The organism is Planktotalea sp. (assembly GCF_018607995.1).
Lineage (GTDB): Bacteria > Pseudomonadota > Alphaproteobacteria > Rhodobacterales > Rhodobacteraceae > Planktotalea.
The window spans coordinates 22,842-49,313 of sequence record NZ_JABBAL010000033.1; the positions used below are offsets into that span (position 1 = coordinate 22,842).

At 54.1% G+C, this 26,472-nt stretch carries 23 protein-coding genes and 2 pseudogenes; 15 read left to right on the plus strand and 10 right to left on the minus strand.

The genetic code is table 11. The features are described from left to right. Position 1 precedes the first annotated feature (1 nt). From QZ280_RS14130 to QZ280_RS14155, 6 genes are all read right to left on the minus strand, one after another. Positions 2 to 1,585: a sulfatase-like hydrolase/transferase gene (locus tag QZ280_RS14130; protein WP_293445341.1), complete on the minus strand. Its 1,584-nt coding sequence runs from the start codon at positions 1,583 to 1,585 to the stop codon at positions 2 to 4. Between the two features lie 14 nt (positions 1,586 to 1,599). After that, positions 1,600 to 3,948, minus strand: a complete 2,349-nt coding sequence (locus QZ280_RS14135; RefSeq protein ID WP_293445343.1) for a TRAP transporter fused permease subunit — start codon at positions 3,946 to 3,948, stop codon at positions 1,600 to 1,602. An 87-nt stretch (positions 3,949 to 4,035) separates the two neighbouring features. Further along, entirely contained in the window at positions 4,036 to 5,091 is a 1,056-nt protein-coding gene (locus tag QZ280_RS14140; RefSeq protein ID WP_293445345.1) for a TAXI family TRAP transporter solute-binding subunit, read from the minus strand. Positions 5,092 to 6,166: 1,075 nt separating this feature from the next. Then, entirely contained in the window at positions 6,167 to 7,831 is a 1,665-nt protein-coding gene (locus QZ280_RS14145; protein WP_293445347.1) for an AMP-binding protein, read from the minus strand. Continuing rightward, positions 7,828 to 8,199, minus strand: coding sequence for a zinc ribbon domain-containing protein (locus QZ280_RS14150; RefSeq protein WP_293445349.1), 372 nt, complete (start codon positions 8,197 to 8,199; stop codon positions 7,828 to 7,830). Before QZ280_RS14150 ends, QZ280_RS14145 begins: the two co-directional genes overlap by 4 nt. After that, positions 8,196 to 9,365 carry a thiolase family protein gene (locus QZ280_RS14155; protein WP_293445351.1) on the minus strand — a complete coding sequence of 390 codons (1,170 nt, stop codon included), beginning with the start codon at positions 9,363 to 9,365 and terminating at the stop codon, positions 8,196 to 8,198. Before QZ280_RS14155 ends, QZ280_RS14150 begins: the two co-directional genes overlap by 4 nt. Before the next feature lie 83 nt (positions 9,366 to 9,448). On the opposite strand from QZ280_RS14155, the gene QZ280_RS14160 reads away from it, so the two are divergent. The 14 genes and pseudogenes from QZ280_RS14160 to QZ280_RS14225 all read left to right on the plus strand — a co-directional run. After that, positions 9,449 to 10,609 carry a hypothetical protein gene (locus QZ280_RS14160; RefSeq protein WP_293445353.1) on the plus strand — a complete coding sequence of 387 codons (1,161 nt, stop codon included), beginning with the start codon at positions 9,449 to 9,451 and terminating at the stop codon, positions 10,607 to 10,609. Positions 10,610 to 10,666: 57 nt separating this feature from the next. Then, positions 10,667 to 11,512, plus strand: a complete 846-nt coding sequence (locus QZ280_RS14165) for a sugar phosphate isomerase/epimerase family protein (protein ID WP_293445354.1) — start codon at positions 10,667 to 10,669, stop codon at positions 11,510 to 11,512. Further along, positions 11,502 to 12,041: a DAK2 domain-containing protein gene (locus tag QZ280_RS14170; RefSeq protein ID WP_293445356.1), complete on the plus strand. Its 540-nt coding sequence runs from the start codon at positions 11,502 to 11,504 to the stop codon at positions 12,039 to 12,041. Before QZ280_RS14165 ends, QZ280_RS14170 begins: the two co-directional genes overlap by 11 nt. Further along, complete coding sequence (locus tag QZ280_RS14175) at positions 12,038 to 13,057, plus strand: dihydroxyacetone kinase subunit DhaK (RefSeq protein ID WP_293445358.1); 1,020 nt, start codon at positions 12,038 to 12,040, stop codon at positions 13,055 to 13,057. The genes QZ280_RS14170 and QZ280_RS14175 overlap by 4 nt, the downstream gene beginning before the upstream one ends. Beyond that, positions 13,054 to 13,950, plus strand: coding sequence for a tagatose 1,6-diphosphate aldolase (locus tag QZ280_RS14180; protein WP_293445360.1), 897 nt, complete (start codon positions 13,054 to 13,056; stop codon positions 13,948 to 13,950). The genes QZ280_RS14175 and QZ280_RS14180 overlap by 4 nt, the downstream gene beginning before the upstream one ends. Continuing rightward, positions 13,947 to 14,675 carry a GntR family transcriptional regulator gene (locus tag QZ280_RS14185; RefSeq protein ID WP_293445362.1) on the plus strand — a complete coding sequence of 243 codons (729 nt, stop codon included), beginning with the start codon at positions 13,947 to 13,949 and terminating at the stop codon, positions 14,673 to 14,675. Before QZ280_RS14180 ends, QZ280_RS14185 begins: the two co-directional genes overlap by 4 nt. A 19-nt stretch (positions 14,676 to 14,694) precedes the next feature. Then, a complete protein-coding gene (locus tag QZ280_RS14190) occupies positions 14,695 to 16,119 on the plus strand; it encodes a hypothetical protein (RefSeq protein ID WP_293445364.1) in 1,425 nt (474 codons plus the stop codon). After that, the gene (locus tag QZ280_RS14195; protein WP_293445366.1) at positions 16,116 to 17,159 is read left to right on the plus strand and encodes an ABC transporter ATP-binding protein; all 1,044 of its coding nucleotides are present in this window, start codon (positions 16,116 to 16,118) and stop codon (positions 17,157 to 17,159) included. The genes QZ280_RS14190 and QZ280_RS14195 overlap by 4 nt, the downstream gene beginning before the upstream one ends. 33 nt (positions 17,160 to 17,192) lie before the next feature. Further along, a complete protein-coding gene (locus QZ280_RS14200; protein WP_293445367.1) occupies positions 17,193 to 18,527 on the plus strand; it encodes an ABC transporter substrate-binding protein in 1,335 nt (444 codons plus the stop codon). Positions 18,528 to 18,581: 54 nt separating this feature from the next. Continuing rightward, on the plus strand, positions 18,582 to 19,484 hold the full coding sequence (locus tag QZ280_RS14205) for a sugar ABC transporter permease (protein WP_293445369.1): 903 nt from the start codon (positions 18,582 to 18,584) through the stop codon (positions 19,482 to 19,484). Then, the gene (locus tag QZ280_RS14210; RefSeq protein ID WP_293445371.1) at positions 19,484 to 20,347 is read left to right on the plus strand and encodes an ABC transporter permease; all 864 of its coding nucleotides are present in this window, start codon (positions 19,484 to 19,486) and stop codon (positions 20,345 to 20,347) included. The genes QZ280_RS14205 and QZ280_RS14210 overlap by 1 nt, the downstream gene beginning before the upstream one ends. Positions 20,348 to 20,359: 12 nt before the next feature. Then, positions 20,360 to 21,466: a nucleoside hydrolase gene (locus QZ280_RS14215; protein ID WP_293445373.1), complete on the plus strand. Its 1,107-nt coding sequence runs from the start codon at positions 20,360 to 20,362 to the stop codon at positions 21,464 to 21,466. An 89-nt stretch (positions 21,467 to 21,555) separates the two neighbouring features. Then, positions 21,556 to 21,825: pseudogene (locus QZ280_RS14220) on the plus strand (IS21 family transposase); the annotation flags it as partial. A gap of 172 nt (positions 21,826 to 21,997) precedes the next feature. Then, positions 21,998 to 22,135, plus strand: a pseudogene (locus QZ280_RS14225) (ATP-binding protein); the annotation flags it as partial. A gap of 344 nt (positions 22,136 to 22,479) precedes the next feature. Here QZ280_RS14225 and QZ280_RS14230 read toward each other — a convergent pair. From QZ280_RS14230 to QZ280_RS14245, 4 genes are all read right to left on the minus strand, one after another. Continuing rightward, entirely contained in the window at positions 22,480 to 23,808 is a 1,329-nt protein-coding gene (locus QZ280_RS14230) for a TRAP transporter large permease (protein ID WP_293445375.1), read from the minus strand. A 12-nt stretch (positions 23,809 to 23,820) separates the two neighbouring features. Then, complete coding sequence (locus QZ280_RS14235; RefSeq protein ID WP_293445377.1) at positions 23,821 to 24,333, minus strand: TRAP transporter small permease; 513 nt, start codon at positions 24,331 to 24,333, stop codon at positions 23,821 to 23,823. A gap of 105 nt (positions 24,334 to 24,438) precedes the next feature. Next, positions 24,439 to 25,587, minus strand: a complete 1,149-nt coding sequence (locus QZ280_RS14240) for a TRAP transporter substrate-binding protein (RefSeq protein WP_293445379.1) — start codon at positions 25,585 to 25,587, stop codon at positions 24,439 to 24,441. 23 nt (positions 25,588 to 25,610) lie between these two features. Then, positions 25,611 to 25,796 (minus strand): hypothetical protein, encoded by a 186-nt coding sequence (locus tag QZ280_RS14245; protein ID WP_293445381.1) that lies wholly within the window; start codon positions 25,794 to 25,796, stop codon positions 25,611 to 25,613. 156 nt (positions 25,797 to 25,952) lie between these two features. Here QZ280_RS14245 and QZ280_RS14250 point away from each other — a divergent pair. Then, positions 25,953 to 26,472, plus strand: a 520-nt coding sequence (locus QZ280_RS14250; RefSeq protein WP_293445385.1) for a LacI family DNA-binding transcriptional regulator, incomplete at its 3' end; no start/stop codon positions are given.

A 26,472-nucleotide genomic window follows, 5' to 3' on the forward strand; every position in this document is an offset into this window, starting at 1 on the left:
TCTAAGCCTGCGCGGTTGGGAGCGGAACGCGATCTGCCGCTGCGATTTCCAGCTCTGCTAAACCTTCGAGCAAACGCGCTTTTACGTCTTGGTTTTCAGCATTGTCCCATAGGTTCACCATTTCACCAGGATCATTGGCGAGATCGAACAGCTCATTTTGGCATTTGCCGAGATAAATCGAGAGCCGCCAATTGCCTTGCACAATACTGTGGACACGCGGACGCGGGCCAAAAGCTTCTTGTGTACGTTGCGTTTCATATTGGATATGCGCCGCATTGCGCCCCGCGCCGCCCACAACTGGCAAAACGACGCCCTGCATGCCAAGCGATCTTTCGACCTTGGCGTGCTCCAGAATAGTGGTGCCGATATCATGCGTTTGCGCCAGATCATCTGTGCGGGTACCGCTGTCTGCTTTGGGATCCGCCCAGATGAAGGGCACATGGGTCAGGCTGTCATATTGTTCGGCCCCTTTGAACAAAAGCCGATGTTCCCCCAAGTGATCCCCATGATCAGACGTATAGATTTGCACGGTATTATCAGCGACGCCCGATTCGAAGGCAGCATTGCGCACGCGTCCGACCGCATCATCGATCATCGTGATCATCCCACAGGTCAGCGCGCGGGCTTCCTGTGCCTCTTGTTTGGAAACGGCCAGCGAATACCCGGCCATTTGGCCCAATGAGGGATCATTGGCGCGATCGCGTTCGGCGATTTTGACATACTCTGGTGGATCCCAATCATCACCCACATACGCGGCTGGCACGACCATATCTTCGGGCTTATACATGTCCCAATATTTACCGGGAGGGGTGAATGGATGATGCGGATCAGGGAAAGACACTACGAGCAGGAATGGCTTTGGATTGTCTTTGCGTGCTTCCAGCCACTCAGCCGCGCGATCAGCGATAAAACTTGTTGAGTAGTGTTCTTCAGGGACTTTGGTACGAATGGCTTGGGGGACGGTGTAGTCATGTGCTAATTGTATGTTGCGTCCGCGCTTTGCAAGCGCGTCTGGGGCGTTTTTCTTCACCCACTCTAAATGATCGCCACCCGTGTTAAAGCCATGGCGCATTACAGATGTGTATTCGTTAAAACCATAGAACGGCAGTGGCACTTTTGGGTCTGGCTTGTCCCAAAATTCTTGCCGCTCGTATTGATACGTCTCATTGTCGAGATCACAGCGAACGGCGATGGCAAGATCATCGGGCGGTGCTGCAAAGTCTTCCCTGTGCTCAGGCGGTTCGATTTGAATGTCCCAATCCGACACATTCTGTAGGTGGCTTTTTCCGATGAGACATGTGTCATATCCAGCAGCGGACAAAAGCTCCACGAACGTCACATTGTCATGGGACAATGGAATGCCAAGCGAACGTGTGCCATGGCTCGATGGCATTCGGCAAGTCATCAGGCTGGCGCGATTGGGCATGCAAACGGGCGAGGCGACGTAGAAGCGATCATGACTGACGCCCTCAGCGGCCATCGCATCAATGTTCGGCGTGCGCAGAACCGGATGACCGTTACAGCCCAAATGATCGTAACGCTGTTGATCTGTGATGAAGAGGATGTAGCTCGGGCGTTCAGTCATTTTACTTCCCCTGTCTACGCTGGCACCGCATCTTTGTTACGTAATGTGTGCCATCCGACAAGCGCGATGCCTATTGCTAAGGCGATCCCGTAGACCTCTATGGGACGGGCTAAGATCAATGCTGCGATTGCGAGGCGTGCAAAGATCTCAATCGGTTTCAGCGCTTTGCGATCAAACGCGGCAAGGGCGCTGGAAACGAGATAAAGCGCGACGGAGATGCGTAGCATCAAGAATACAAGCCAGCCGAAATTTGTTGTTCCGTCATAGCCTGCCAAGAACAGCCCGCTATTAGGATCAACTACAGCTTTGTCGATCAGCAAAAGCTCAGGGTAAAGCGCGAAGACGAAGGGGATCGTGAACATCACAATGCCAGAACGCACGGCGGAAAATCCGGTCTTCATCGGGTCTGCCTTGGTTATGCTGGCGGCGGCAAACGCGGCCAAAGCAACGGGTGGCGTGATCGCAGAGGCAACCGCGAAATAGAAGATGAACATATGCGCGGTGAAGGTCGCAAGACCCAAGCCCACAAGCATTGGCCCCATCAACAACGCCACATTGATATAGGCGGGGACGGCAGGCATGCCCATGCCAAGAAGGACTGCCAGCAGCATTGTCAGGAACAATGCGAATAGCTGGAAACCAGCGGACGTTGCGGAGACATCGAAAGAATTTAGGAAGCCGAGCACGTCAACAGCCACGAACTTTGCGAGGCCTGTGAAGTTCAAGCACACGTCGATCACGGTGACGGCCATAAACATCAAGAAGAGTGTGGAGATGGTCACGCCCGCTTGGGAAAGACCGTCAAGAATTTTCGCTGGCTTGGCGCGGAATTCTTTATCGAGGAACATGAGGATCAGCAATAAAATTACAGACCACCAACCTGCCGCACTCGCATCGCCAGCAGCGTTCTGGAACAGCTCGATGATCCAGGGCAGGGATATGATGTCGCATGTGCCATTGCTTTGATCCACAACAGCGCCAAGCATTATGGAGTACCAGCTACAGCCGATCGCGTCCTTGGGTGTCAGAAGGAGGATCAAAACGAGCAACACTGGCCCAAAGATCTGCATCAAGTGCAAGCGATCTTCGCCAGTGAGTTTCATGTCTTCGGTTAACTCGCCGACTGCCTCGATATTTTGCTTTCGCGCTTGGAAGATCACTGAAAGGAACAGGCAGAAGAAATAGAAGAACGCGGGTAAGGCCGCCGCGATAATGATCTCGCGGTATGGCACACCGGTCAGCGCAGCCATGATGAAGGCCGCGACACCCATGATCGGTGGCATGATCGCGCCACCTGATGAGGCGGCAGCTTCGACGCCCCCTGCGAAGACCTTGGAAAAGCCACGCTTGAGCATCATCGGGATCGTCAGGACACCGGTTGAGAGCACGTTCACAACAGGGCCGCCTGTAATCGTGCCAAACATTGCTGATGATACGATAGCAGCGTGCGCTGGACCGCCGCGCAGATTACGGGTTGCCGCAAAGGCGAGTTTGATCAGCGATTGACCACCCGCGCATTTGCCGAAAAGTGCGCCCAAGATGACATAAGGAAAGACGAGGATCAGGAGCACGTTGATAAAGCGACCGAGCAGGCCAGAGGATTGATTGATTAAGGCGTCCTGAAAAAAGCCAAGGCTGGACCCGAGGGTTCGGGCCTTTTCGCTGCTAAGGATCGTCACGAGATACTTATTCTGGCCTTCTGCACCGAAGAAATACCAGTTGAGAATCGTCAAGAATGTGTAAGCGGCGATCAGGATCGAAACCAAGACCAGCGGTAAGCCCCACACTTTGATGTTATAGCCAAGGAATACAACGACCGAGGCGAATATGATTAAGATGAGCCACTTACCAGTCGTCGTCGCACATCCGGGATCATCGGCAGAGTCCGGGGCAGGGAGGCCGTAAAGTTCTGCGAAATCGATTTCCGCCTGCAAAGCTTTTGCAACGAGGCGTTCGCGGTCCCCTGTGAAGACATCGATCAAGCAAACGGCTTCGATTTCAATCAAATAGGTCAAAGAAATAGCGGCAGCGGCGATCACAAGCGCTGCATCCATGCAGAAACCAAAGCGGCGCATATTAGCGCTTTTGTTACTCCAGCTGTGCCACATGGAATGTTTCAGCGCGACGATCAACATCATCCAAAAGAAGGTGATCGGGAACAGCCATTCGGTTGGGAAACGGCGAATTTTGAAAAGCTCGTTCCCCGTCAGATCTTTCCACAAATTGTCCCAACCCGGAATGGAGGGGGTCACGTTGACGAGACCCAAAAGTACCAGAAGTAGCGCAAGAAAATAAACCAAGCGCTCTACAAGTGTAGACTTTTCAATAGGTTGTATGGCGGGGGAGGAAATTTGATCTGACATAATTTTTTGCCGTTTTTTAGAGGTGGGGGGCGACAGAAAAAAAGAGGGCGTACCAAAGCCGCCCTCTTAAGTGATATGGACTAAGTATTAAGGCTTAGCGCAATCAGGCAGCATGTGACCCGCTTCTTCCCATGCGCGCACGGCACCTGGGTGGAACTTCACGATGTTCGCGCCGCACAGACCGTTGGCCTTCTCAGACACATCGCCAAAGTTCAACGTTGCCATGAAAGGTGCCATCGCTTTGATCTTGTCCAAGTTGTCGATGTGGGTCTTGGTCAGCTGATACGCGAGCTCTTCGTCCATGCTTTTGTTCACGAGATCGCCGCCCGGAACCGCTTTGCCGCGGAACATGTCGTCTTCAGAGACAACCGTCCAACCGTCACCCATTGCTGTTTTGATCTGCGCAAGTGGTACAACGAAAGGCGTGGAACCCGGCTTGTTCAGGAACTTTTGCGTGGCGGGCGCTTCGAAGGTCTCCTTTGGCATCGAATACATCGTCATTGCACCCGCCGCAGAGGCCTGCGTCACACGTGGGCCAGGGAACATCGCGGGAATGACTGCTGCGTCCACAGTGCCGTCGATAATCGCGGAAGGCATCTGGCTCCAGTTCACTGTGACCGTGTCATAGTCGTCCTCGGACTTGAGGCCCGTGAAAAGTTGAATCAAGCTGCGAGAGTTCAACGCCGCCGTACCACGGGGTGGGCCGTTCAGAACCTTCATGCCTTTTAGATCATCCCAGCCAGAAACGCCTTTGGCATCATAGGCATACATGGTGAAGATCGAGAAAGTGTAGGGATAAAGCATCGCGATGCTGTTGCCGAGTTCCTTGGCCTTGTCTTTCTCTAGGTTAGAGTAGGGACCAGCCGCCTTCGCCATCAAGAACGGCAAAATGAACGGGCCGCTTGCGAGGTCGATTTTACCTTCAGCCAAGGCCATCACGTATTTTGTACCGGTCTGTCCATCTTTCATCTGGATATTGGCGATGCCTGCAGCGGATGCGTTTTCGACCAGCGATGTCGCGGATAGAGCGCCGGCTGTTCCAGCGCCTGCGGCGTTGGATGTCAAGTTGACCTGCGCGAAACCCGCGTTTGCGCTAAGTGCGAATGTTACGGCAACTGCCGCCTTGGTAATCGTTCTGAGCATAATGTCCTCCCTAAGCTCTTCATGTTGTGCAGGGGGCCTGTTGCTCCCTCTGCGCGTGCAATCTTTGAACGGCAAAGTAAGGGGCAGTTTTCTACCTCTCTCACTTCCGATCGCAACTTGAACTGCAAGAATTTAGAATCGCAATTCAGTTTGTGTCCGGTCTTCTGGATCCCATTACAATCTTTCGGGATCCTTAAGTCAAGAATTTACCGATATTTTTGCCCCCTTCGTGCAAATATTTGTAATTTGGGATCCCAAACGAATGGAGAGCGCGCAAATACTGGGCTCTTAAACCCGATTGCATCGATTGCACATTAAAAGCCAAATGCTGTCCCAAATCAGAGATGCGCGCGATCCATCTGGAAAAAACACGAGATCGTTCGAGAATTTGCCTGTCAATGTACCGCATCAGACTTCAATCAAACCGCCTCGCACTGCCGAAAGAAAGTCGAGATGCTCTTCGTCCACCTCGAACGCATCCTAGGTTTGGTTAGGCTCCTATTACGCGGCCCATACGGCGTCCAAGATGAATTTACCTTCGCAGAAATCGCTTACAACCTTCGGAAACTCGCCAAGCTCAAGCCGGTGGTGCCCGCCATCGGCTAAAATCGTAGTCGACATACAGACGGCCAAGTAAAATCATCCGATAACCCACTTCGAGAGGCTGGGATTAACGAATTTTTCAACACAATTAGCTCTAAATCACCAATGCTGCGTGATGTATCGATGTCCACTTTAGCAACAGAACACCCAATGGTGTTCTCTCTCCGCACGACGCGCTGGGAGCTGCAAACCTTATCACATTGAAAAGCCAATCTCGTGTTTTTGGGCTCTTTGTTTAAGCTTGCGTATTGGAATTTTAGATTTGAGGAATTTTGCACGGCTGAGTAAAATGTCATGTCATGTCATGTCATGTCAGGCTCGAGGATCTAGGCCGCCCTATTTTGGGCAAATCTCAAAGTTGGATTGGCCGTCAGTCGTTTTGCGACAAGCGGCAATCAAAGCTTCTCTGCATTGGCAATTACGACATCCGCTAGGACTTTTTACATTTTTTTAACTAGCTTTCTTATTCTGATTAAGATGCCTTTGCTTTGGCGGTTTCAGCGTCACGTAGTATCCGACGATTTATCTTGCCAGAAGAGGTCATCTGAAAACTATCGACAAATTCTAACTCGCGTGGGGCTTTGTAGCCGGCTAGGCGCTTTTTGACATGGTTTTGTAGGTCTTGAGCCAGAGCGTCGCCACCCACATATCCGGATCGGGTACTAATAATCGCTTTGACGATGGCGCCGCGATCTGCATCCGGTTTCGCAATAACAGCGACCTCAGCGACAGCGGGGTGCGCAAGCAAACACTCCTCAACTTCCGCAGGGCCGATTCGAAACCCTGATGATTTGATAAGATCGTCAGAGCGGCCCTTGTACCAGAAGTACCCATCACCGTCTCGAACGGCCAGATCATGGGTTCGCCAATAGTTGCCGAGTTTCATATCTTTGGTTTTTTCGGCGTTGTTGAAATATCCCAGAAAACGTGTGGGCGAGGCGTGCGGTGTGACGACTTCGCCAGGTTCACCGTCAGCGACCTGTTTTCCGTCGCCATCGACTAGCAAAACCTCATGTCCGGGATAGGCGCGCCCCATGGAACCGGGCCGGCGCGCGAACAGGGCTGCGCAATTGCCGATCAGGTGATTGACTTCGGTCATGCCGTAGAACTCGTTACACACGACGCCCAGCTTCTCCTCGGACCACGCAAGTGTTTTGGCGGCGAGCGCTTCGCCTCCTGTGCAGATGATCCTGAGTGACAAATCATACTGGCGGCGCGGGTCGGGGTGTTGCGCAAGGCGCTTGATCGCTGTCGGGGCTAGAAAGGTGTGAGTGACATTGTGGCGGCTCATAAAGCCATAGGCATACTCTGCCGTAAAGCGTTCGAGCGACGTCGCGACGGGGCGCCCGGCCATCCATGCCGGAAACAGCATGTCGAGCAATCCACCCACCCATGCCCAGTCAGAGGGCGACCAATAGACCGCGTCGAGATCATCAAGGTCGAGGTTGAAGAACAGATTGATAGATGGCGTGTAGGCCGCAAGGATTCGGTGGCCATGCATGATACCTTTGGGTTTGCCAGTTGAGCCAGAAGTATACATTAAAAGCGCCGGATCATCAGCGCCGCCGAGCTCTGACGTAAAGTCAGAGGGAGGGTTTGTCATGGCCGCGCCTAGATCAAGCTCATCCGCACCTGGGTCGCGCATCATTACGTGGTGCAGGTGGGGGAAATGCTCGTTGCGCAACGGCGCCCATGCATCGCTGCTGGTCAGGATAACGCGAGCTTGGCAATCGTTGAGGGCGTGGATCAAGGTATCTGGCCCATAGAGCTGTGATAAGGTCACGGCGATGCCACCGATCTTGGCGATTGCCATATGTCCTATCCCTGTATCGGGATGCTGTCCGGTATGAAGCGCGATCGGGTCGCCTTTGCCATAGCCCATTCGGCGTAGTTCTGCTGCAAGGCTGGAGGCGGCTGTGTCAACATCCGCAAAGCTTAGTGTTGTGACGCTGCCATCCTCTACTTCAAAGATCATCGCAGGTTTGTCGCGATCGTCTGGGCCTAGAAAACGACCCACAGTCGCAGTGTAAATGTTGTAATCGGCGGGCCATTTGATTTGGTATTTTCCTGATGCGTCTTGCTTCAGATGCAAATCAGCCAGCACGTCAGGGGAAAGGGATTGCAGATAGTCACTCATGTCTCAGGCTCCACTATGAGGGTCGGGATCGGAGGCTCATCTGTACTTGTGGTAAGGACGCATCGGGTAGCACCTATTGGAAGTGCCTCGATGCATGCGATGCAAGCGCTGTTTGCACCGTCAAAGCGCACCATGGCGATGTCCCCATCTGTGCCTTTGGTGCGAAACAGCACATCAGCGTGCCCGTCCAGTTTGCGCCATCCGTCAGAGTGTTGTCGGCAGGTTGGGCAGAATCGCAGGGGCGGAAACTGTGCCTCGTTACAAGCCGAGCAGAGAGAGGCCACTGCCTTGCCCACGCGCAAGCCCTCTAGCCACGGCGCGAGCCATCCAGCACTCAGGGAGTAGTCTAGGCTTACTTGCCGTTTCATGCTGATGCTCCTGCGCGAAGGGTCGTGACTGCGCAGGATGTGCCGATACCGCCGTGGGTATCCGCCAGCGCGTGACCCAATGGGCGCTCTGGCTGCAAGCCTTTGTGATACCGGCCCTCAAGCATCAAAGCACAGCTCGCAGTTTGAGCGACGCCAGTGGCACCAACAGGCGCGCCTTGTCCAATCAATCCACCTGACAGATTGACCGGACAACGTCCGCTTTGTGCGAAGTCGCCGCTGCGCAACGCATTAAGGGGATTATCGGACAGACCAAGGGCGGCAATGGCCTGCACTTCGGCACCTGCATAGGCGTCATATACTTCAGCCACTGCGATGTCTGACGCGGATATCTCCGCCATCGCCATCGCACGTTTTGCGGCGAGGGATTTGGCCTCAAAGTGTCCGGGATTTTTACGATGGCCCAGTCCAGGCAAATCAGATGCAGAGCCAATCCCGTTTATTTCAGGCGCAGTTTTGCGGCGCGCATCTGGGGCCGCTTGAGCACTGGAGAGGATCAATGCCGCTGCTCCGTCGCTGAGCGGAGAGCAATGAAGCCGACAATAGGGCGAGGCGATCATCGGAGAAGCCGTAAATTCGCCGACCTCATGATGTCGTGGCAAATGTGCATTCGGATTCAACATGGCATTGCCACGGTTTTTCATCGTTACGGCATCGAGATCGGCGCTTGTTCCACCGTGCTGCGCAGCAAAAGCCTGCCAAGACAGCGCGTAAAGACTGGTTGAGGTGACACCCGACAAACCATCCGTCCAGAAATCAAAAGAATACCCGTAGAGTTCGCGAATGCTGTCGCCGGCCAAGGCACTGGCAGAGGGATCGACGCCCAAAACCGCCACATGACGCGCACGGCCTGATAGGATCCGTTCGACCCCTGCATGGACCGCCACTTGCCCGGTTGCGCCGCCGCCCTCAACGCGCAGCGTCTGCACGCCGGTAAGGCCAAGGTCTTGCACTAGAACAGATGCGGGATTGAGCTGGAGGGTGAAGAAGTCACTTTCTGACGCCACGATCAAGGCATCAATATCGCAACGCCCGATTCCGGACATGGCGAGGGCCGCATCAAATGCATCGCCCGCCCAATCGCGAAACGATGTGCCGTCTTTGCGCCTGTTGAACGGCGTTTGCGCTGCTCCGATAACAAGGACCACAGTGTCCCTCCCTCTTTGGGGAGAGATTGACTCAGTTAATTTGTTCCTACAAGTCTGTTATATCATATTGGAGGCGCTTCATCATGTCTCTTGCTGCGGGCAGGGTACATTCAGGGCTGACTATCTTAGGGTGTTTTGGCGCAGGAAGCCTATATGGGTGGTCCGGCTACATGCCTGCAGTGCGCGCGCAATTCGCAGTGAGTAATGCATTGGCGTCCATGGTGTTTTCGCTGGCTTTAGTCAGTTTTACAGTCGGGGTGTTGCTGGGGCCATATTTTCTGAAGCGCATGTCGTCGCGCTACCGGTTGGCGTTGCTCGCAGTGCTGGCGGTTCTAGCTCTGAGCGGCGCAGGGGCAAGCGCAGGGTTTGGGACCTTTGTTGCATCTTACGGAGTATGCTTCGGCCTCATCTGCGGTGCGCTTTACAATCACGCCCTTGCAACAGCCAGTTTTACGGCTTCGGCGACTTTGCTGATACCGATCAGCGTCGCGTCCTTTGGGCTGGGTGGTGCAGTGTTTGGTCCGGTCCAGTTCTGGTTGAATACATCAGGTTGGTCTTTGTGGTCGCATGCGCCCGTTTTGGTTTGTTTTGTCTTTGTCGCGCTGCTCGCATTTTTTGCGGGATCGTCTTTCACGTCCGAAACAGTCGAACAAACACCCGCGAAACGGATGATCTTGCCCGACAAAACGATTGTCGTTCTTGGGGTTATCTTCGCTGCAGGCTCGTCCTCTGGTTTGATTGTTATTGGTTTTGCCTCGCAGATCTTGCCGCGTGGGGCAGATGGTTTGGGATTGACCAGCCTTGCGATCTTTTTGTCGGCCATTGGAAATACGCTTGGGCGGCTGTCGTCTGCTTTGAGCGCTGGCTGGTTTGGACCAGCGCGCGCGATTGCAGGAGCTATGGTGGCGACGTTGATCACGCTTGGAAGTTTGATTTTCGCCGCGACGCCAATCTTGGTTGTAGGATTGCTATTCTTTGTGGCCTTTGGGTACGGACAGCTTGCCGCGTCAATGCCGCTCTTGGTGAAATCACAGGTTGAAGCGTCCACATTTTCCGCGTCATTTGGATGGGTGTTTGTTGGCTGGGGCGTCGCAGGGTTGATCGGACCATGGAGTGCTGGCTGGCTCATGGATAGTACTGGTACGTTAAAGGCCTCTCTACTGATTTGCATTGTTCTCGCTGCGTTAAGCTTTTGGCTCGTGCTGGGATTTTCCAAAACTGACAGACCGCAAGAGGATAGTTGACAGGTTTAATTTGTTACTACTAATATGAACTAACATCACCTTTCGGGAGGCGCTGCAATGAAGTTCGGAATTCACGCAGGGCTTTGGATGAAGGCCTGGACCGACGATCCTGCACCCATTTTCAAAACAGCGGCTGACATTGGATTTGACGGTGTAGAAGTGTCTCTTTTGGGGATCGGTTTGGATCGCGCAGAAGAAATTCGCGCGCAAGCCGTTGGGTGCGGGCTAGAGCTGACCTGCTCAACCGGACTTGGGCCCGACGCGGATCCGACCTCGGATGATCCGGCAGTGCGCGACAATGCTGTGGCAGTCTTGAGCGAAGCTATTCAAGTGACGGCGCGACTGGGATCAAAAGGTCTGGCCGGTGTGGTCGCGGCCCCGTGGGGGGTGTTTGACCCCGTGAACAAACGTGCGCGTGCGGCCCGTTCTGCCGAGACTTTGGCACTGTTGGATAGCATCCTAGATGCTGAAGGAGTGAGCTTAGGTATCGAGGCATTGAATCGCTTTGAAAGCGATTTAACGTCAACCGCCGCTGAAACATGTGCCATCGCACGCGCGTGCGGGTCTGATCATATCGGCGTGCTCCTCGATAGTTTTCATATGAACATCGAAGAAAAAGACCCGCCGGCGGCCTTGCGCGCAGCGGGCGATAAGCTCGTTCATTACCATGTGTCCGATAATGATCGTGGGCGGCCTGGGTCTGGGCGGTATGATTTTGCAGCCGACGCGCGGGCGTTGGCAGAGATTGGCTATGATAAATGGGTCGTTGCTGAGATGTTCGTTATGGCGGGCCATGCCTCTAGTCGAGATTTGAACATCTGGCGGGACATCGAGCTGGATCCTACAGATGCAGCAGTCAAAACACTGGCCTATCTCAAAGAGGTGTTCGCCAATGTCGGCTAGGCCTTTCTTTGCGGCACTCAAGACCCGTTTCGCGGGTGAAGCCGTGCAGTTAAACGCATTGGATGCAGCCATTGGCGACGGCGATCACGGGGCGACAATGTTGCGCGGGTTGAGCAAGGCGGAGGCTGCGGCAAGTGGCCAGCAAGCAAAAGCGTTTATGCGGGCCTCGGGCGGCGCATCGGGCACTTTGTTTGGTCTAATATTACTGGAGATTGAGGCGCATCTTGAAACGGGTGCTTCGCTGAATAAAGGGCTCACGCGCGCGTGCGAGCGGATTTGTGATTTGGGCGAAGTCGCGCTGGGTGACAAAAGCATGGTGGATGCCCTAAGTCCTGCGACTGCAGTGCTGGGTTCGGGCGATCTGGATGCTGCGATCCATGCTGCGAAAACGGGGCGCGACGCCACGAAAGATCTCTCTGCGCGTCGAGGCCGTGCGCAATATGTCGAAAATGGTGGGCGGGATCATCTTGATCCTGGTGCCGTGTCTGTGGTGCATTTTCTTGAAGTGTTGCGCGAGGTGACCCCGTGAAAAAGCTCTTTAATAGTGCTGAAACGATGGTCGAAGACATGCTTGATGGTTTTGTCAGTGCGTTCGGGCAAGTGCAACGTGGCAGCAGTGATCCCCGCGTGATCAAACGTGCCACCCATGTCAAAGATGCGGACGAAAAAGTCACGCTTCTAATCGGGAATGGTTCTGGTCACGAACCGATTGCAATGGGGTTTGTGGGGCAGGGGCTGTTGGACGCTAACATTGTGGGCGATGTTTTCGCGGCCCCGTCGGCTGATCTGATCCTCGATGGGCTTAGCGAAATGACCGGCAAGGCAGGATCGATCCTTCTGATATCCCAGCACTCTGGTGACATGATCAACGGGCGGGCGGCTGCGATGATGGCCGCTGATCTTGGGCTGAAAACTGTACCCTTGCCGATGTATGATGACATCTCAGCCGCCCCGCCCGAGCGCAAACAAGACCGGCGCGGCGCGCCAGGGACTATGTTTCTGTACAAAATTCTCGGAGCTGGAGCAGAAGAAGGTCGCTCATTGGAAGATCTCGTAACTCTCGGAGAGACTGTGCGCGAGCGTTTGGTCACGCTGGCCGCTGCTGTGACACCGCCGGTGTCACCGTTAACGGGACAGAAAATGTTCAGCTTGCCGGAGGATGAGATTTTCCTCGGCATGGGCGTGCACGGTGAACCGGGTGTGGGCCGTGCTAAAGTGGGGCCGGTGCATGCTCTCGTGGCGCAGATGGTTGAAAAACTCTTGGCAGATCGCCCCATGGCGACAGGGTCACGGGCCTGCGTTATTATCAACGGCATGGGTGGCACTACTTTGATGGAGTTGCTCACGATCTGGGAGGAAACGCGCAAGGCATTGGCGGCACAAGGCGTCACAGCAATAGCGCCGATGATTGGCAGCTACGTGACAACGCAAGAAATGGGTGGTTTTTCGATCTCATTTCTTGAACCAACGCCGGACCTGTTGTCCCTTTGGTGCGCACCGTCGGACACGCCGTACTTTCCGGCAATACAATTGGAGGGTTCATGATTTTTTCAGAAGGTCCAGTATTCGGGGTTGCGGTTGATCAAGGCAGCGGGCTTGAAGCGGTATTGCGGGATGGGCGCGGCGCACAGGCGCAAGGCGATGATCTTTTCACCTTCAAACGCATCGTGGTGGAAACGCTTAGCCCATACGCCTCTACAGTGCTGGTGGACGCGGCATTGGGGCGCGAGCTGTTGCCGTCATACGCTGCAAGCTGCACCAAAATGCTGGCGTATGAAGCGGATGTTTATCACATCGCGGATGAAGACCGGATCACCAAACTACCCGAAAACCTGAAGGTCGCAGACTATTCTGACCTAGGTGTGCCGATCTCGAAATTCTTTCTTTATTACGGTCCTAATGATCCGACTGAGTTGAACCGACGCAAGGCGGATTTAGTAGCGCAGGTGGGCGCGGAGTGCCGCGCGCATGGGGTGACGTTTCTTTTTGAGCCAATTGTCTATGACCGTGCGCTTCTTGATGGCACGTCGGCAGAGTATGCCTTGGCCAAGCCCGAATTGGTGCGCGCAGCTACTGCGCGTTTTGCCGATCCCATATTCAATATCGATTTTCTAAAAGTCGAAATCCCGGTCAGCCTTGCACATATCGGCACCACGATGTCCCAAGAACAGGCAAAGACCGCATTTGCAAATGCCGCTGAAGCGGCCGGAGATATCCCGCTATTGTATCTCAGCGCCGGTGTAACGTTCGAGCAGTTCCGCGACGCGTTGAAAATGTCGCGTGATGCAGGAGTGAGTGCCAAAGGGTTCATGTGCGGTCGCGCGATCTGGAGTGACGCCATTGGAATCTTCTGTGCCGAAGGCCCAGTGGCCATGGAGCGTTGGATGAAGGCAACCGGTCGGGACCGTTTGGCGCAATTGAAAGATGCCATATCATGAGCATGGCGCCCAAATATCAGGTGGTGCATGACAAGATATTGCAGCGTTTGCATAGTGGTCAATATGCGATTGGAATGCGCTTGCCTACTGAGGGCGATCTGTCTCAGGCCTTTGATGTCAGCCGCGTAACAGTGCGCAAAGCACTGGAAATGCTGGTTCGTGCGGGTTTTCTAACGTCGCGCCAAGGCAGCGGATATAGTGTTGCAACCCTGTCGCCACCCGCATCGACCTGTCTGGTTAGCTTTACCGATAAGGTCTTGATTGAGGGCCGTGTGCCGGGGGCGAAATTGCTACGGGTTGAAACGCCTGCCATGGACATTCCTGCAGAGATCGCAGCTCTCTTCGGCGACCCGCTTGCGATGGTGGAACGCCTGCGCACTGTAGATGGCGAGCCTCGAATGCTGACCCAGACATGGATCCCGCTGCGCCTTGTGCCACAGATCGGTGCGCATCATTTCCCTGAGACGGGACAAAACCAGTCCATCCTACGCATTCTTCGGCAGGACTTTAGCCTGGAATGGACCACTGCGTGCGAAACGCTTGATAGCTTGCTTGCGACTGCGCGTGTCTCGGGCGTGTTGGATGTGCTTGAAAACGCTCCTATTCTGTCTCAGGCCTGCACAGCCTTTGACAGCGATGGCAATGCGGTCTTTTTTGATCAGGTTTTTCGCGAAGGCCCAATCAGCTTTGACCTAGCCGGGCCAGCCCCACGGCAGATCGCATAATATGAAACAGGAACCACATATGCCGCTGACTATTGGCCTGATCAAAGCCTCGCTTCCAAGCTATTTCCCTCAAAAGCACGGTGTGTTTGAAGCTTGCGAGAGTTGGCTGAAAGAGCTGGCAGAGGCGCACGGTGCGCGCGTTGTGGTGGCGGAGGCTATCCCGATGAACGCCGCAGACGTACGTGAGGCCGTGCACGAAGTTCAGGCGCAAGGCGCTGATTTTCTAATGTTGCTGCATGGTGGGTTTTCGATGGGGGATGTGGCGCGCGAGGTGGCGCGCACGTACTTACCGATGGGGGTCTGGGCCACGCCAGAACCAACGCTCGTTGATGATATTCAGCTTAACAATTTTGTCTCGCTTAACATGACAATGTCCATTGCGCGGGGCGTGCGTGATCTGTCAGCCGATCCGCTTCAGTGGTATTTGGGTGCACCGGGCGACGCGGACCTGACACAAAGGATGGGTCAGACCATCCGTGCACTGTCGGCCAAAAAGGCGCTGGACGGGGCCAAGATTGGTGTCATCGGTGGCTTGGCGATGACCTTTTACAACATGGAGGTATCCACCGATACGCTGATGCGACAGTTGGGCGTTTGGTGCGATCATATCGACATGCATCATATGACGGACCTCATGGCGGCGCAGTCGGAGGCTGATGTGGCAACCGAACTGGCGGCGATGGCCAAGGCTGCAGAGGTGCGCGGCGTATCAGATAAACAAATGGCACTGAGCGCGCGCGCGTCTCTCGCGATGCGCGCGATTGCGGCAGATGGTGGGTATGATGCGCTCGCGGTGTCGGATTGGCCTGCGCTGCAAGAAAACCCTGGGATGCATCCCGGCGCCGCTTTCAGCTGGCTGGAAGAAAATGATGGGCTGCCTGTTGCCTCTGAGGGGGACATTCTTGGAGCAGTTACGCAATTGGTAGCGAAATCGTTAACGGGCAAGGTGGGGTGTCTCTTGGACATGACTTCGCCTGATTTTGAGCGCGACCAGATCTTGATGTGGCATGGCGGCGGCGGACCGCTTTACATGGCAAAGGACGACGTCGCTTGGATCAATCATCCAATGATTGGTCGCGGAACTGACGCTGGCTCGATCTATGGCGCAATTGCGGATTATGAATTTGCCCACGGCGATTGCACGGTCATCCGGGTTTCGCGCCATGGAACCGCTCGTTTTGCGGTTGAAGGGTACGTGGCTGAGGGACCTGCGATAGGCTTCACGGGTTGCCGGGGATGGATCGGTGGGTTTTCTAGTGCGGACGGGGCGTGTTCAGCGCGAGATGTGGTGACGTCAGTGATGGAGCACGGCTTGGAACATCATTTCATCTTGGTGCCGGGCCAACACCGTGCTGTCTTTGAAGAATTCGCCCAATGGTGCGGGATGGAGGCAATGGTCGTGATCCCTGCCCATAATGGCTTGCCCACGGGAGCTGCCCGATGACCGCTGTGCAGCTCAAAGGTGTTCGAAAGGACTTTGGCAATTTCACGGCCATTTCGAATATCGATCTGGATATCAAATCGGGTGAGTTGGTTGCGCTGTTGGGCCCCTCGGGCTGCGGCAAAACGACGACCTTGCGGATGATTGCAGGGCTGGAAGTGCCTTCTGCCGGCCAAATTTGCTTTGATGGCGAGGATGTTTCCGAAGTCGCCGTCCAAAAGCGCAATGTAGGTATGGTGTTTCAACGCTACGCGTTATTTCCGCATATGACTGTTGAGAAGAACGTCATGTTCGGATTAAAAGTGCGCGGTATAGACAAGGCGGACATTGATAAACGTCTGACAGAGATCCTTGACGTGGTGCAGTTGCAGGACTTTCGTCATCGCTTTCCTGCGCAGCTTTCGGGCGGTCAAATGCAGCGGGTGGCGATCGCGCGCACGCTGATCACAAACCCGTCGGTTCTTATGATGGACGAACCGTTGGCGAACCTCGATACCAAGCTGCGTGGAGAGATGCGGCGATTTATTCGCGAGTTGCAGCAACGCCTAGGGATTACAACAATATTTGTGACACACGACCAGATTGAAGCAATGGAGCTGGCGGATCGGGTGGCCGTAATTTTTGATGGTAACCTCGCGCAATATGACGCGCCGGATGCCTTGTATAAACGTCCCAATAGCATCGAAATTGCCGATTTCATGGGGGCCACAAACGTCTTTGAGGCCTCGATTTCTGGCAAGACGGCGACCGCGGTCTTTGGTGCGTTAACGCTGCAAGATACTGTGCCTGATGGCCAAGCCCAGCTAATGTTGCGAGGCGAGGCGATTGATCTACACTTGGATGAGATCACGGATGAGCCGAATATTCTTCAAGGCAAAATCACCGCCCGTGAATTCTTTGGCGCGAACATCACCTATTCAGTCGAGTGCGGTGGAGAAACGATTCAAGTCATCGAACAGTCGCGCCGCATGGTGGAAATTGACCAGCCCGTTTGGCTGACCATCCCGCCTGAACGCATCTGGATTATTCAAGACAACCCGTAATCAAGAACGACCAAATCAGAGGAGGAAGATACGATGAGAAAGACACTACTAAGCCTGTCGGTGATCGGCAGCCTGATGGCAGGGACTGCGCTTGCGCAAGACGCGACCGCATTCCGTGATGGATTTGTTGCAGGAGACGTCAGTTGGGAGGACGTTCAAACACGCGCCAAAGAAGAAGGTGAGATCAACCTTTATTATTGGGGCGGTAGCGACAAGATCAACATTTGGATGGACAGCGTTGCAGTGCCAGCCTTGGCCGCTGAAGGGGTTAAACTGAACCCTGTGCGGATCACCGGCACCAAAGATGCAGTTGATCTAGTGCTGGCTGAAAAAGGCGCTGGAAAAGGTCTCGGCGAGGGCAGTGTTGATGCAATCTGGGTCAACGGCGAAAACTTCGCAACGCTCAAGCGGCAGGATGCCCTGCTGGGAGCCTTTGCGGACAAACTACCAAATTCTGTTAACATCGAATGGAACCCGGAGGACCCGCGCGCCTTGCTCAATTTGCGTGACTTTGGCGTAGAGACCAACGCGTCAGAGATGCCTTGGTCCGGCCAGCAGTACGTCTGCGCAGTGAATACAGCCCGTGTGTCTGGGGATGCTCCGAGCACATTTGACGGGATGATGAGCTATCTGGAAGCCAATCCGGGCAAATTTACCTACGTAAAGCCGCCGCATTTCATCGGCAACACTTTTGTGCAAGCAGCAATGTATGCTCATAACCCTGATGGCAATGGAGCGGTGCCGTTCCAAGCCTCAATTGGTGAGATGGGCGCTGCAGAACTGGCGCGGCTAATCACGCCGGGCTTTGAATACCTTAAAGCGCTCGAGCCACACCTACTGGGCGCAGGGGGCACGGCGCGCTATCCTGAAGACCCAAAAGCGTTGGATGGGTTGTTTTTGAACGGCGAGATCGACTTTTCTTGCCAATTTGGGCTATACGGCGTCGCGACCGGTCTGCGCGATGGCACCTATCCTGAGGGTGCTGAGCAGTTCGTCTTTCCTGAAGGCAACATGATCAAAAACAAGAATTATCTTGTGATCCCGGGCAATGCGCCAAATCCAGCCGCGGCGATGGTCATGGCGAACTACATGGCGTCCGTAGACAGCCAAGCCACCAAGCTAGAGATAGCTGGTATGCCTCCTGGCATCGATCCATGGCGGTTGAGCGCTGAGGATTCCGCAAAGCTCGATGCGGCCTCCCCTGGTCTCGTGGGCGTGACGCAGGCGGATCTGGATGCAAACACAGCGCCAGATACAAACGCGACGCTGGTGGATGTGATCGAGGCGACTTGGCTTGAATACATTGAGCGCGATAGCTCTGAGAGCATCGAAGCGATCGTGGCAAATGCGGTTGCCAACCTGAAGTAAAACGCAACGAGGCTCCGGCGAAGTGTCGGGGCCTCATTTCAAAAAGGATAAGACGTGCCCGAAACCAAAGAACTTGCCCGTCATCGGCGCGAACGTATCTGGATGTGGATCCAGCTCATGCCTGTGATGACGGTCTTGGTTGTACTCTTTGGTGGCGCGTTGGTACTGGGCGTAGCTCAGAGCTTGGGCTTTGCGCCTTGGTTCGGAGTGAACACTTTTCCCGACTTCTCTTATTTTGCGGCCCTTTGGGGGGATGTGTTTTTTTGGAAATCGCTCGGACTGACGCTCTATTATGCGATTGTGGCGACATTGCTATCACTGGTCTTTGGTATCTTGCTGGCGCTGGCGCTGGTGCGGACCTTTCCGTCAAAGACTCTCTATAAATACCTCTACAAGCTGCCGCTAATGATCCCTTATACTGTCGGCATCGCTCTTGCGGTGATCATGCTTGGCAATGGAGGCATGTTATCCCGGCTCATGGCCTTTACGGGGTTTATCGATGATCCCAGCCAATTCCCGCAGATCCTGAAAACCCATATGGGTTGGGGCATTATCGCGGTCTATGTCTGGAAGCAGACGCCGTTTGTAGCGCTGACGATCTATGCCGTTCTGCTCGGGGTGGGCCGCGAAACCGAAGAGGCCGCGGCGATCCTTGGGGCTAACAAGCGGCAGATTTTCTTTCAAGTGACGTTGCCGCAAATTTTACCGGGGATCATTTCTTCCACGCTGATCATCTTTGCCTTTAACATTGGCGCATTCGAGGCACCGTTTATTCTGGGCGGCGGCTTTCCTGATACGCTGCCAGTGGTGGCATGGCGCTATTTCAACGACGCCGACTACACATTACAATTGCAGGGCATGGCAACGGTTGTGTCTATCGCCTTGGTGGCAGGCGTGATCCTCTATAGCTACCTCGCGTTCTATCGCCGCTACGAGCGACGGATTGGGCGGAACTGATGGCGCGTAAAACCTCCTCCGTAGCTCTGAATGAACGTCTGGGCCCGTATCAAAAGCTATATCTGCTGTTAGTCGCAGGCTTCATCCTAGGCCCGTTCATTCCTCTAATTATCCAAAGTTTCGCCTTTCGCTGGGCATGGCCAGACCTGCTGCCTGGTACATGGTGGCTTGAGCAGCGAGAAAAATCTATCCTGCCGCTGGCCTGGGACTATGTGATCTCGCCCTATAGCCAAGTGTGGGAGGCGACACTGAATACGATCTACATCGGCTGTGTCGTCACGGTGATCTGCCTGATCATTTGCTTGCCTGCAGCGCGCGTGCTGGCGCGCGAAAGATTTAAGGGCAAACCGGCGTTTGAGTTTTTCCTCTCCATGCCGCTGATCGTGCCTGAGGCCGCCATCGGCATCGCGCTGTTGATGATATTTATCCATATTGGGCTCGCGGGCAGTTATACGGGCATCATTATTGTGCATTTGATCCCTACCATCCCGTACATGATCCGCATGCTTACAGCGGTCTATCAGGGCTTGGGCCGCGATTTTGAAGAGCAAGCCATGATCCTTGGCGCAAGCCGGTGGCAGATATTGCGCTTGGTCACGCTGCCCATGTTGTTGCCCGGCGTGGTGGCGGGGGCGCTGTTTACGTTTCTGGTCTCGACCAACATTTTCTTGCTGACCTTTTTTATGGGACAGGGAAAAATCGTGACCTTGCCGACGCTGCTGTTCTCGAAAATCTCGGGTGGAACTCTCGATGCATCAGCTGCGGGGATCACGCTGGTGGTGACAGTGCCAGGTATCATCCTGCTACTGATCACGGAACGGTTCATCAAAGAAGAGGCCTTTGGTAAAGGCTTTGGTAATTAAAGAGGTGTTGACATGACCACGTTGAAAGAAGCCGTAGCACGGTTCACCCCATTGGATCCGGAACTGATGGCTCGGCGATTAGGGCGGCCCGGTCCAATGCCACGTGTTATCATCGACACCGACACGGCCAACGAGATTGATGATCAATATGCGGTTGCTTGGGCCTTGCTCTCGCAAGACCGGATGAAGCTGGAGGGTGTGACTGCCGCGCCGTTTTCCTTCTTGCATCACCGCGATGGGCTTTATGACGCGGTAGCGGCACTGCAAAAGGGTGGGGGCAGTGATCATGACAGCAAGTTTGTCGGCCCCTTTGCGGGTTGGGCCAAGCGGTTGATGGCAGATGGACGCACGGCGGATGACATCGAGTTTGTGACGCCTGATGTGGGTGAGGAACGCTCGTACGAGGAAATCCTGCGGGTATTTGATGCCTGTGATGTTCCCCACGTGGGCAAGGTATTTCGCGGCTCGCCCGCGCATTTGCCGAGCTATGACAAGCCGGTAGAATCCGAGGCCGCGCAATTCATCATTAATCAATGCCGCAACCGTGAAGATGGCCCCGTCTACGTACTGGCCATGGGCGCGCTGCCGAATATTGGCTCCGCCTTGCTGATGGCTCCGGACATTATCGATAATATGGTGGTGGTCTGGACCTCTGGTTTCCCGAGCTACTCGCCGTTTTGTAATGAACCTTCGCTGAACCTTGTACAGGATCGGCTGTCGTCACGTTTGATCTATGAATGTGGCGTGCCGCATGTCTATTTGCCAGGGTATCACGTGGGCGCGCAGCTGACGATTTCGCTGCCCGAAATGGAGCAGTTCGTGAAGGGGCGTGGGGCGATTGGTGACTACCTCTGGCACCTCTACACAAACAATCCGCTGCATAAGAAATACGCGATTTCTCAGCCGGACACAAAGACTTGGGTGATCTGGGATATCATCAACGTCGCATGGATGCTGGACGCTTCTTATGTGCCGACTCACCTAACGACTTCGCCACATTTGGACGAGGCGCTGTATTGGCAAAAAGATGCTTCGCGCCATGCGATGTTGGAGGCGTATGATGTGGCCCGCGACGCAATCTTTGAAGATTTTTATCGCACTTTGAAAACAGCACCTTGAACGCGCGGTTCACCGCGCCGCGCGAGCGATCTCAAGGGCGACTTCTAAAACTGCCCTTTTGGATTTGAAATTTTCTCGACTGTAGAGGTTGCTTGATCACCTTCGAACGCAACCGGTACAGCGTGCCTGCCAGTTTTGCGAACCGCCCTATCAGTCTTCGTGTTTACCAAGAGCGGTTGGTCATTGTCGCTGAAGGTCAAACTGTCTGCGAACATGAACGGATCATCGATCGGTCCCTCCGCAAGCCTCGCAAAGCTATCTATGATTGGCGCCATTATATGGCGGCCATCCAACGCAAACCGGGGGCCCTGCGCAATGGTACGCCGTTTACAGAGATGCCTGACCCCTTCCGTCGACTATAGGATCACATGTTGCGCAAAGAAGGCGGAGATCATGATCTTCTTGGGACATTGCTTGGCAATGCACTGGCGGGCGGTGATCACGACCGACCACAGCTTCAGTGAGTGTGGGCGCAGGTCTTCGGACCCTCTCACACATGCGAGCATGTGTCGTCAGGCAATGGACGCAATGATGACAACTGCATTACTCGACCGTCACACACATAGCTGCCACATCCTTGAAACCAGCAACGACAGCTACCTACTCAAGGCCAGCTCAGAGGCCTCAGCAAAAACCACAAAGGAGGCAACCACATTGACCAAAGCATAGCTACCGATACGCAACTAAGAGCGGGTCAAATCTAGGGAACAATACCGGGTCATTTCTCAATGACGTTCAATACCCTGAAAACCTCAAGGTTACCTAGATGGAGTTTTGCCAACTCATCTTCGTCTTTCTCCATACGCGTTACAGTCACAACTTTTGCACCAGACGTTAACAGCGATTGGGTCGGTCTTTGTCCCGTCCATGTTTCGGCACCAATGACATATGCCAGTCTGCCGCTATGATCAGTCAATGCAGATAAGTAAAGTGAGCGAGTGTTGCTTGGTTTTCATTTGATCATCTTGATTGATCCGTCTTTTAATTTCGTGGGGCGACAGGTGGGTTAGAGTTTATTTATAGATGTCAGGCAAAAGCGTTGTGGAAATTGCAGGCACGTAGGCAATGAAGAGGACCACAATAAACATGCACAAAACGAACGGAACAGCACGAACCGCAATTTTGAGGATCGACTCTCCGGTAATGCCTGCGACAACGAACAAGTTAAGTCCTAATGGCGGGGTAATAAATCCAACACCCAACGCCGTGATCATCATGATGCAGAACTGGATTTCATTCATGCCGATGTTGTCCGCTAATGGCTTGAGGATCGGTGCAAGGATTACGATGTTAGGTGTTGTCTCCATGACGCAGCCTGCGGCAATTAAGATGCCGATCATTAACAGGATCAGGATCCACGGCTCGTTTGTGAGGCCTGTAATCGAGGTCACAAACCCCTGAGGGACACCCATGATCGCCAGGGCTTCGGCAAGAGGGACAGAGAAGGCTATGATCGGGAGGATCACGCCGTTTACTTTGGCGGAACTCACCAGCATCGCAGGAAAGTCCGCGAAGCTTAGCGTGCGCAGGATGAAACCCATGAGGATTGTGACGACGACTGCTGTTGCGCCTGCTTCGGTTGGGGTCAAGCGACCGGAGAAGATGCCGTAAAAGATGATGCCCGGCACGATGAACGCGTACCAACCGGATTTTAACGCTTTGCCAACACCGACCATCCATTCGCTAAACGACATCATTCCGCCGCCCTCGTAGTCGTGAATACGGTTCATTATGAGGTTGGTGATCAAAATCGCAAGGAGGATCGCAAGACCGGGAATGAGGGCTGCCAAGAAAAGCGTGGACGCCGATATACCTAGCACAAGGCCGATGATGATGTAGGCGATAGAAGGCGGAATCAGAATGCCTGTACAGGCACCCGCGGCGACTAGCGCACAGGCGTAAGGACGGGGGTATCCGCTTTCAACCAAACGTGCGATCGTCATACGCCCAACCGCCGCCGCACCTGCCGCGTCGGAGCCGGAAATAGCGGCGAACATGCCACAGACAAGGACGGTCGCAGAGCCGAACCCACCTTTGGTAAAGCAGGTTAATGCTTCGGCTACGTCAAGGAATTTACGGCTGAGACCCGTGCGCACCAACACGTCACCCGTGAGAATAAACAACGGAACGGCGGTCAAAGCGAAAGCATCAATGCCAGTGAACAACCGCTCCCCAACAAGGCTCAGTGGCAGATCACCCGACATTACCAGCATCAAGATCGCAGAGCTGCCGATCGCGGCCCAGACAGGAACGGCGACGGCGATTAAGGCGACGAACATCATCACTGGGATATAGAAATCCCAGCCAAGTTCGACCGTTTGGCTCATTGTATTCCAAAGCATCGTGCGCGCCCTTTATTCGAATAGTGTGTCGCCTTCGTAGACGGGGGTGCCGTCGCGAAGGGATTTGAAGTCGCGGGCGAAAGACTGAAGCAGCCGCCAGATCATAAGGCCAAAGCCAAGCGGGACCGAGAAGAGGAACCAGACCTTGGAGACGCGCAGACCGTCAGTGACTGAGCCGAATTTGTAAGAGACGTGCAGCGTCTCCCATGACCAATAAAGCGCAATGATGGCGACGACGAACATCACCAGATCGCCAAAGATATAAAGCAGCGCTTTCAGGGGGGGTGAAAGGTAGTGCATAACCACATCGATGCGGATGTGCGCGCGCTCTTTGACAGCGGCGGCAGCACCAACCCAAGCAAGGTAAATAAATGAAAAGCGCACGATTTCTTCGCCCCAAATTGAGGAATATGCGAAAATCTCGCGCCTTAGAACTTCGATGGCCATGGTAATCACGAGCATCACGTAAAACACGAGCAGCAACCAGCGCTCAGCGTTTTGATCAACGTTTCTTAGGAAATTCATCTGGGAGTCCGCCTAAAAGATGCGGGCCTTTTGCTGTCTTAAGTCGCTCAAGGCCCGCTAGGATTAAAAGGCAAGCGCATGTAGGGGCACGCGCCCACCAAACACTTAGGCGTCGTGGACGTAGTATTTGCCTTGCGTGCCAGCCGCCTCTTCCATCTTCGCAAAGTTGTCCATGGAACCTGCAAGGTCTTTCTTGAAGCTGTCCCACTCTGCCAACTGATAGCCACCCGCTGCTTTCCACTCATTCAGCTGATCATCGCTGAGGCTGTGGAATTCAACGCCGGACTTCGCCAGCTCTGCCATCGCGTATGCACGTGCGGATGGCACCTTGGAGAGGTTTTGGTGCGCCGTCATCTCTGAGCCCCACATGATGCCTTCCTGAATGTCGGCAGGCATGGAGTTGAACCACTCAAGGTTACATGAGTAAACCTGTGAATCTGGCACTGCTTGCGTGAAGGTCACGTGGGACAGGATATCCTTGAAACCAAATACATAAAGTGCGCCGACAGATGGGTCGAGCGCGTCTGCCACACCCTGCTTGATCGCGGAAGGTGTTTCACCCCAAGCCACTGGCGTCGGGTTTGCGCCAACCATACGGTAATACTGCTGAAGCATCTTGGAACCCGGTACGCGGAACTTAACCCCGTCGAGATCGGATGGGGACAGAACTGCGCCTGCACCGCCTTTACGAACTGCAACAACGCGTGGGTCGATATTGACGTAGAATAATGCTTTAAAGCCGTTCTCTTCTACTTTTGGCTCGACATTGCCTTTCCAGAAATCAGAGTTCACCAAGTTTGTGAAACGTTGGTTGGAACCACACAGGTATGGCATGTTGATCAGATCAACTGTGGACGCAAAAGGTGCGAAATTGGACAGGGAGTGCTGCGCGGCTTGGATCGTGCCACCCTGGACCGCCTGAACAAGTGCGCCACCTGCACCAAGCTGGCCGCCGGGTGCGAGCTTGACGTAGACTTTGCCGTTTGTTGCGTTCTGAATGTTCTCTTTCAGATCGAGCTGCATTATCGGATAGCTGCGCGATGCACCAAGGACGTACGCAGTTGCGATTGTCATCGTGTGCTCTGCTGCTTTTTCGCGATCACGCTCTTCATTCGCGGTTTGCGCGGCTGCCTCTGTGGACCAAAGCGTGCCAGCTGCACCAGCAACCAAAGCCGCTGTAAAGCCGCCCGCTGCGGACAGTTTCAGAAAATTTCTGCGCTCGGCAGATTTAACCATTTTGGTATCGTCGTTCATTATTGTCTCTCCCAGTAGAATGTTCAGCTGTCGTTTTGGTTCTTTCGAGCAGCTTCTTTTTGTAAAATTGCGACGACGAATAAAACCGAAGCCGCGAGCAGGACCAGCATTTCTCCCACATCACCAAAGTAGACCTGATCCCAAAACGCGCCCGCAGCTACATTCGAAAAGTAGACAAGAAAAACGAGCAGTGATGCGTACAGAAACATGGCGATCCTCACGAGTGCTGATTGAACCGGCATGAAAGCGCTTTCAGTGAGTCGATGCAAGCGCTTTCATTAAAAATGTCTCGAGCTTAGAATTTGACTGTTTTTGCTGAGGTTTCAATCTATGATATCTACCGAACCAATAGAAAGCCGCTTTTGATGACGTCTCACCAAATAGTTCCCACATTGGACGATGTTGCAAGAACCGCTGGCGTGTCACCCGCCACGGTCTCAAGGTCACTGAACACGCCCGCACTGGTTTCTAAAGATACGCTCCAGCGGGTAAAGGCAGCGGTTTCGGATTTGGGTTATACACCCAACTTCGGAGCGCGGTTTATGGTTGCCAAGCGGACGATGACGATTGGCGCAATAATCCCGACTATGGAGAACGCAATTTTTGCGAAAGGCATTCAAGCCTTTCAAGAACGGTTACACAGTCTTGGGTACACCTTGCTTATTTCTAGCAGCTCCTATGATCCTGAGATTGAAGCTGAGCAGGTCCGCGCCCTCATTAGTCGTGGTGCGGATGGCATCCTTCTGATCGGGTATTGGCGCGAAGAAAAAATCTACGAGCTTCTAAAGCAGCGCAATATTCCCTTTCTGCTGGCTTGGGCATTCGCTGCGAATAACGCCTTGCCGGCGATTGGTTTTGATAATCGTGCGTCGATGTACCAGCTCT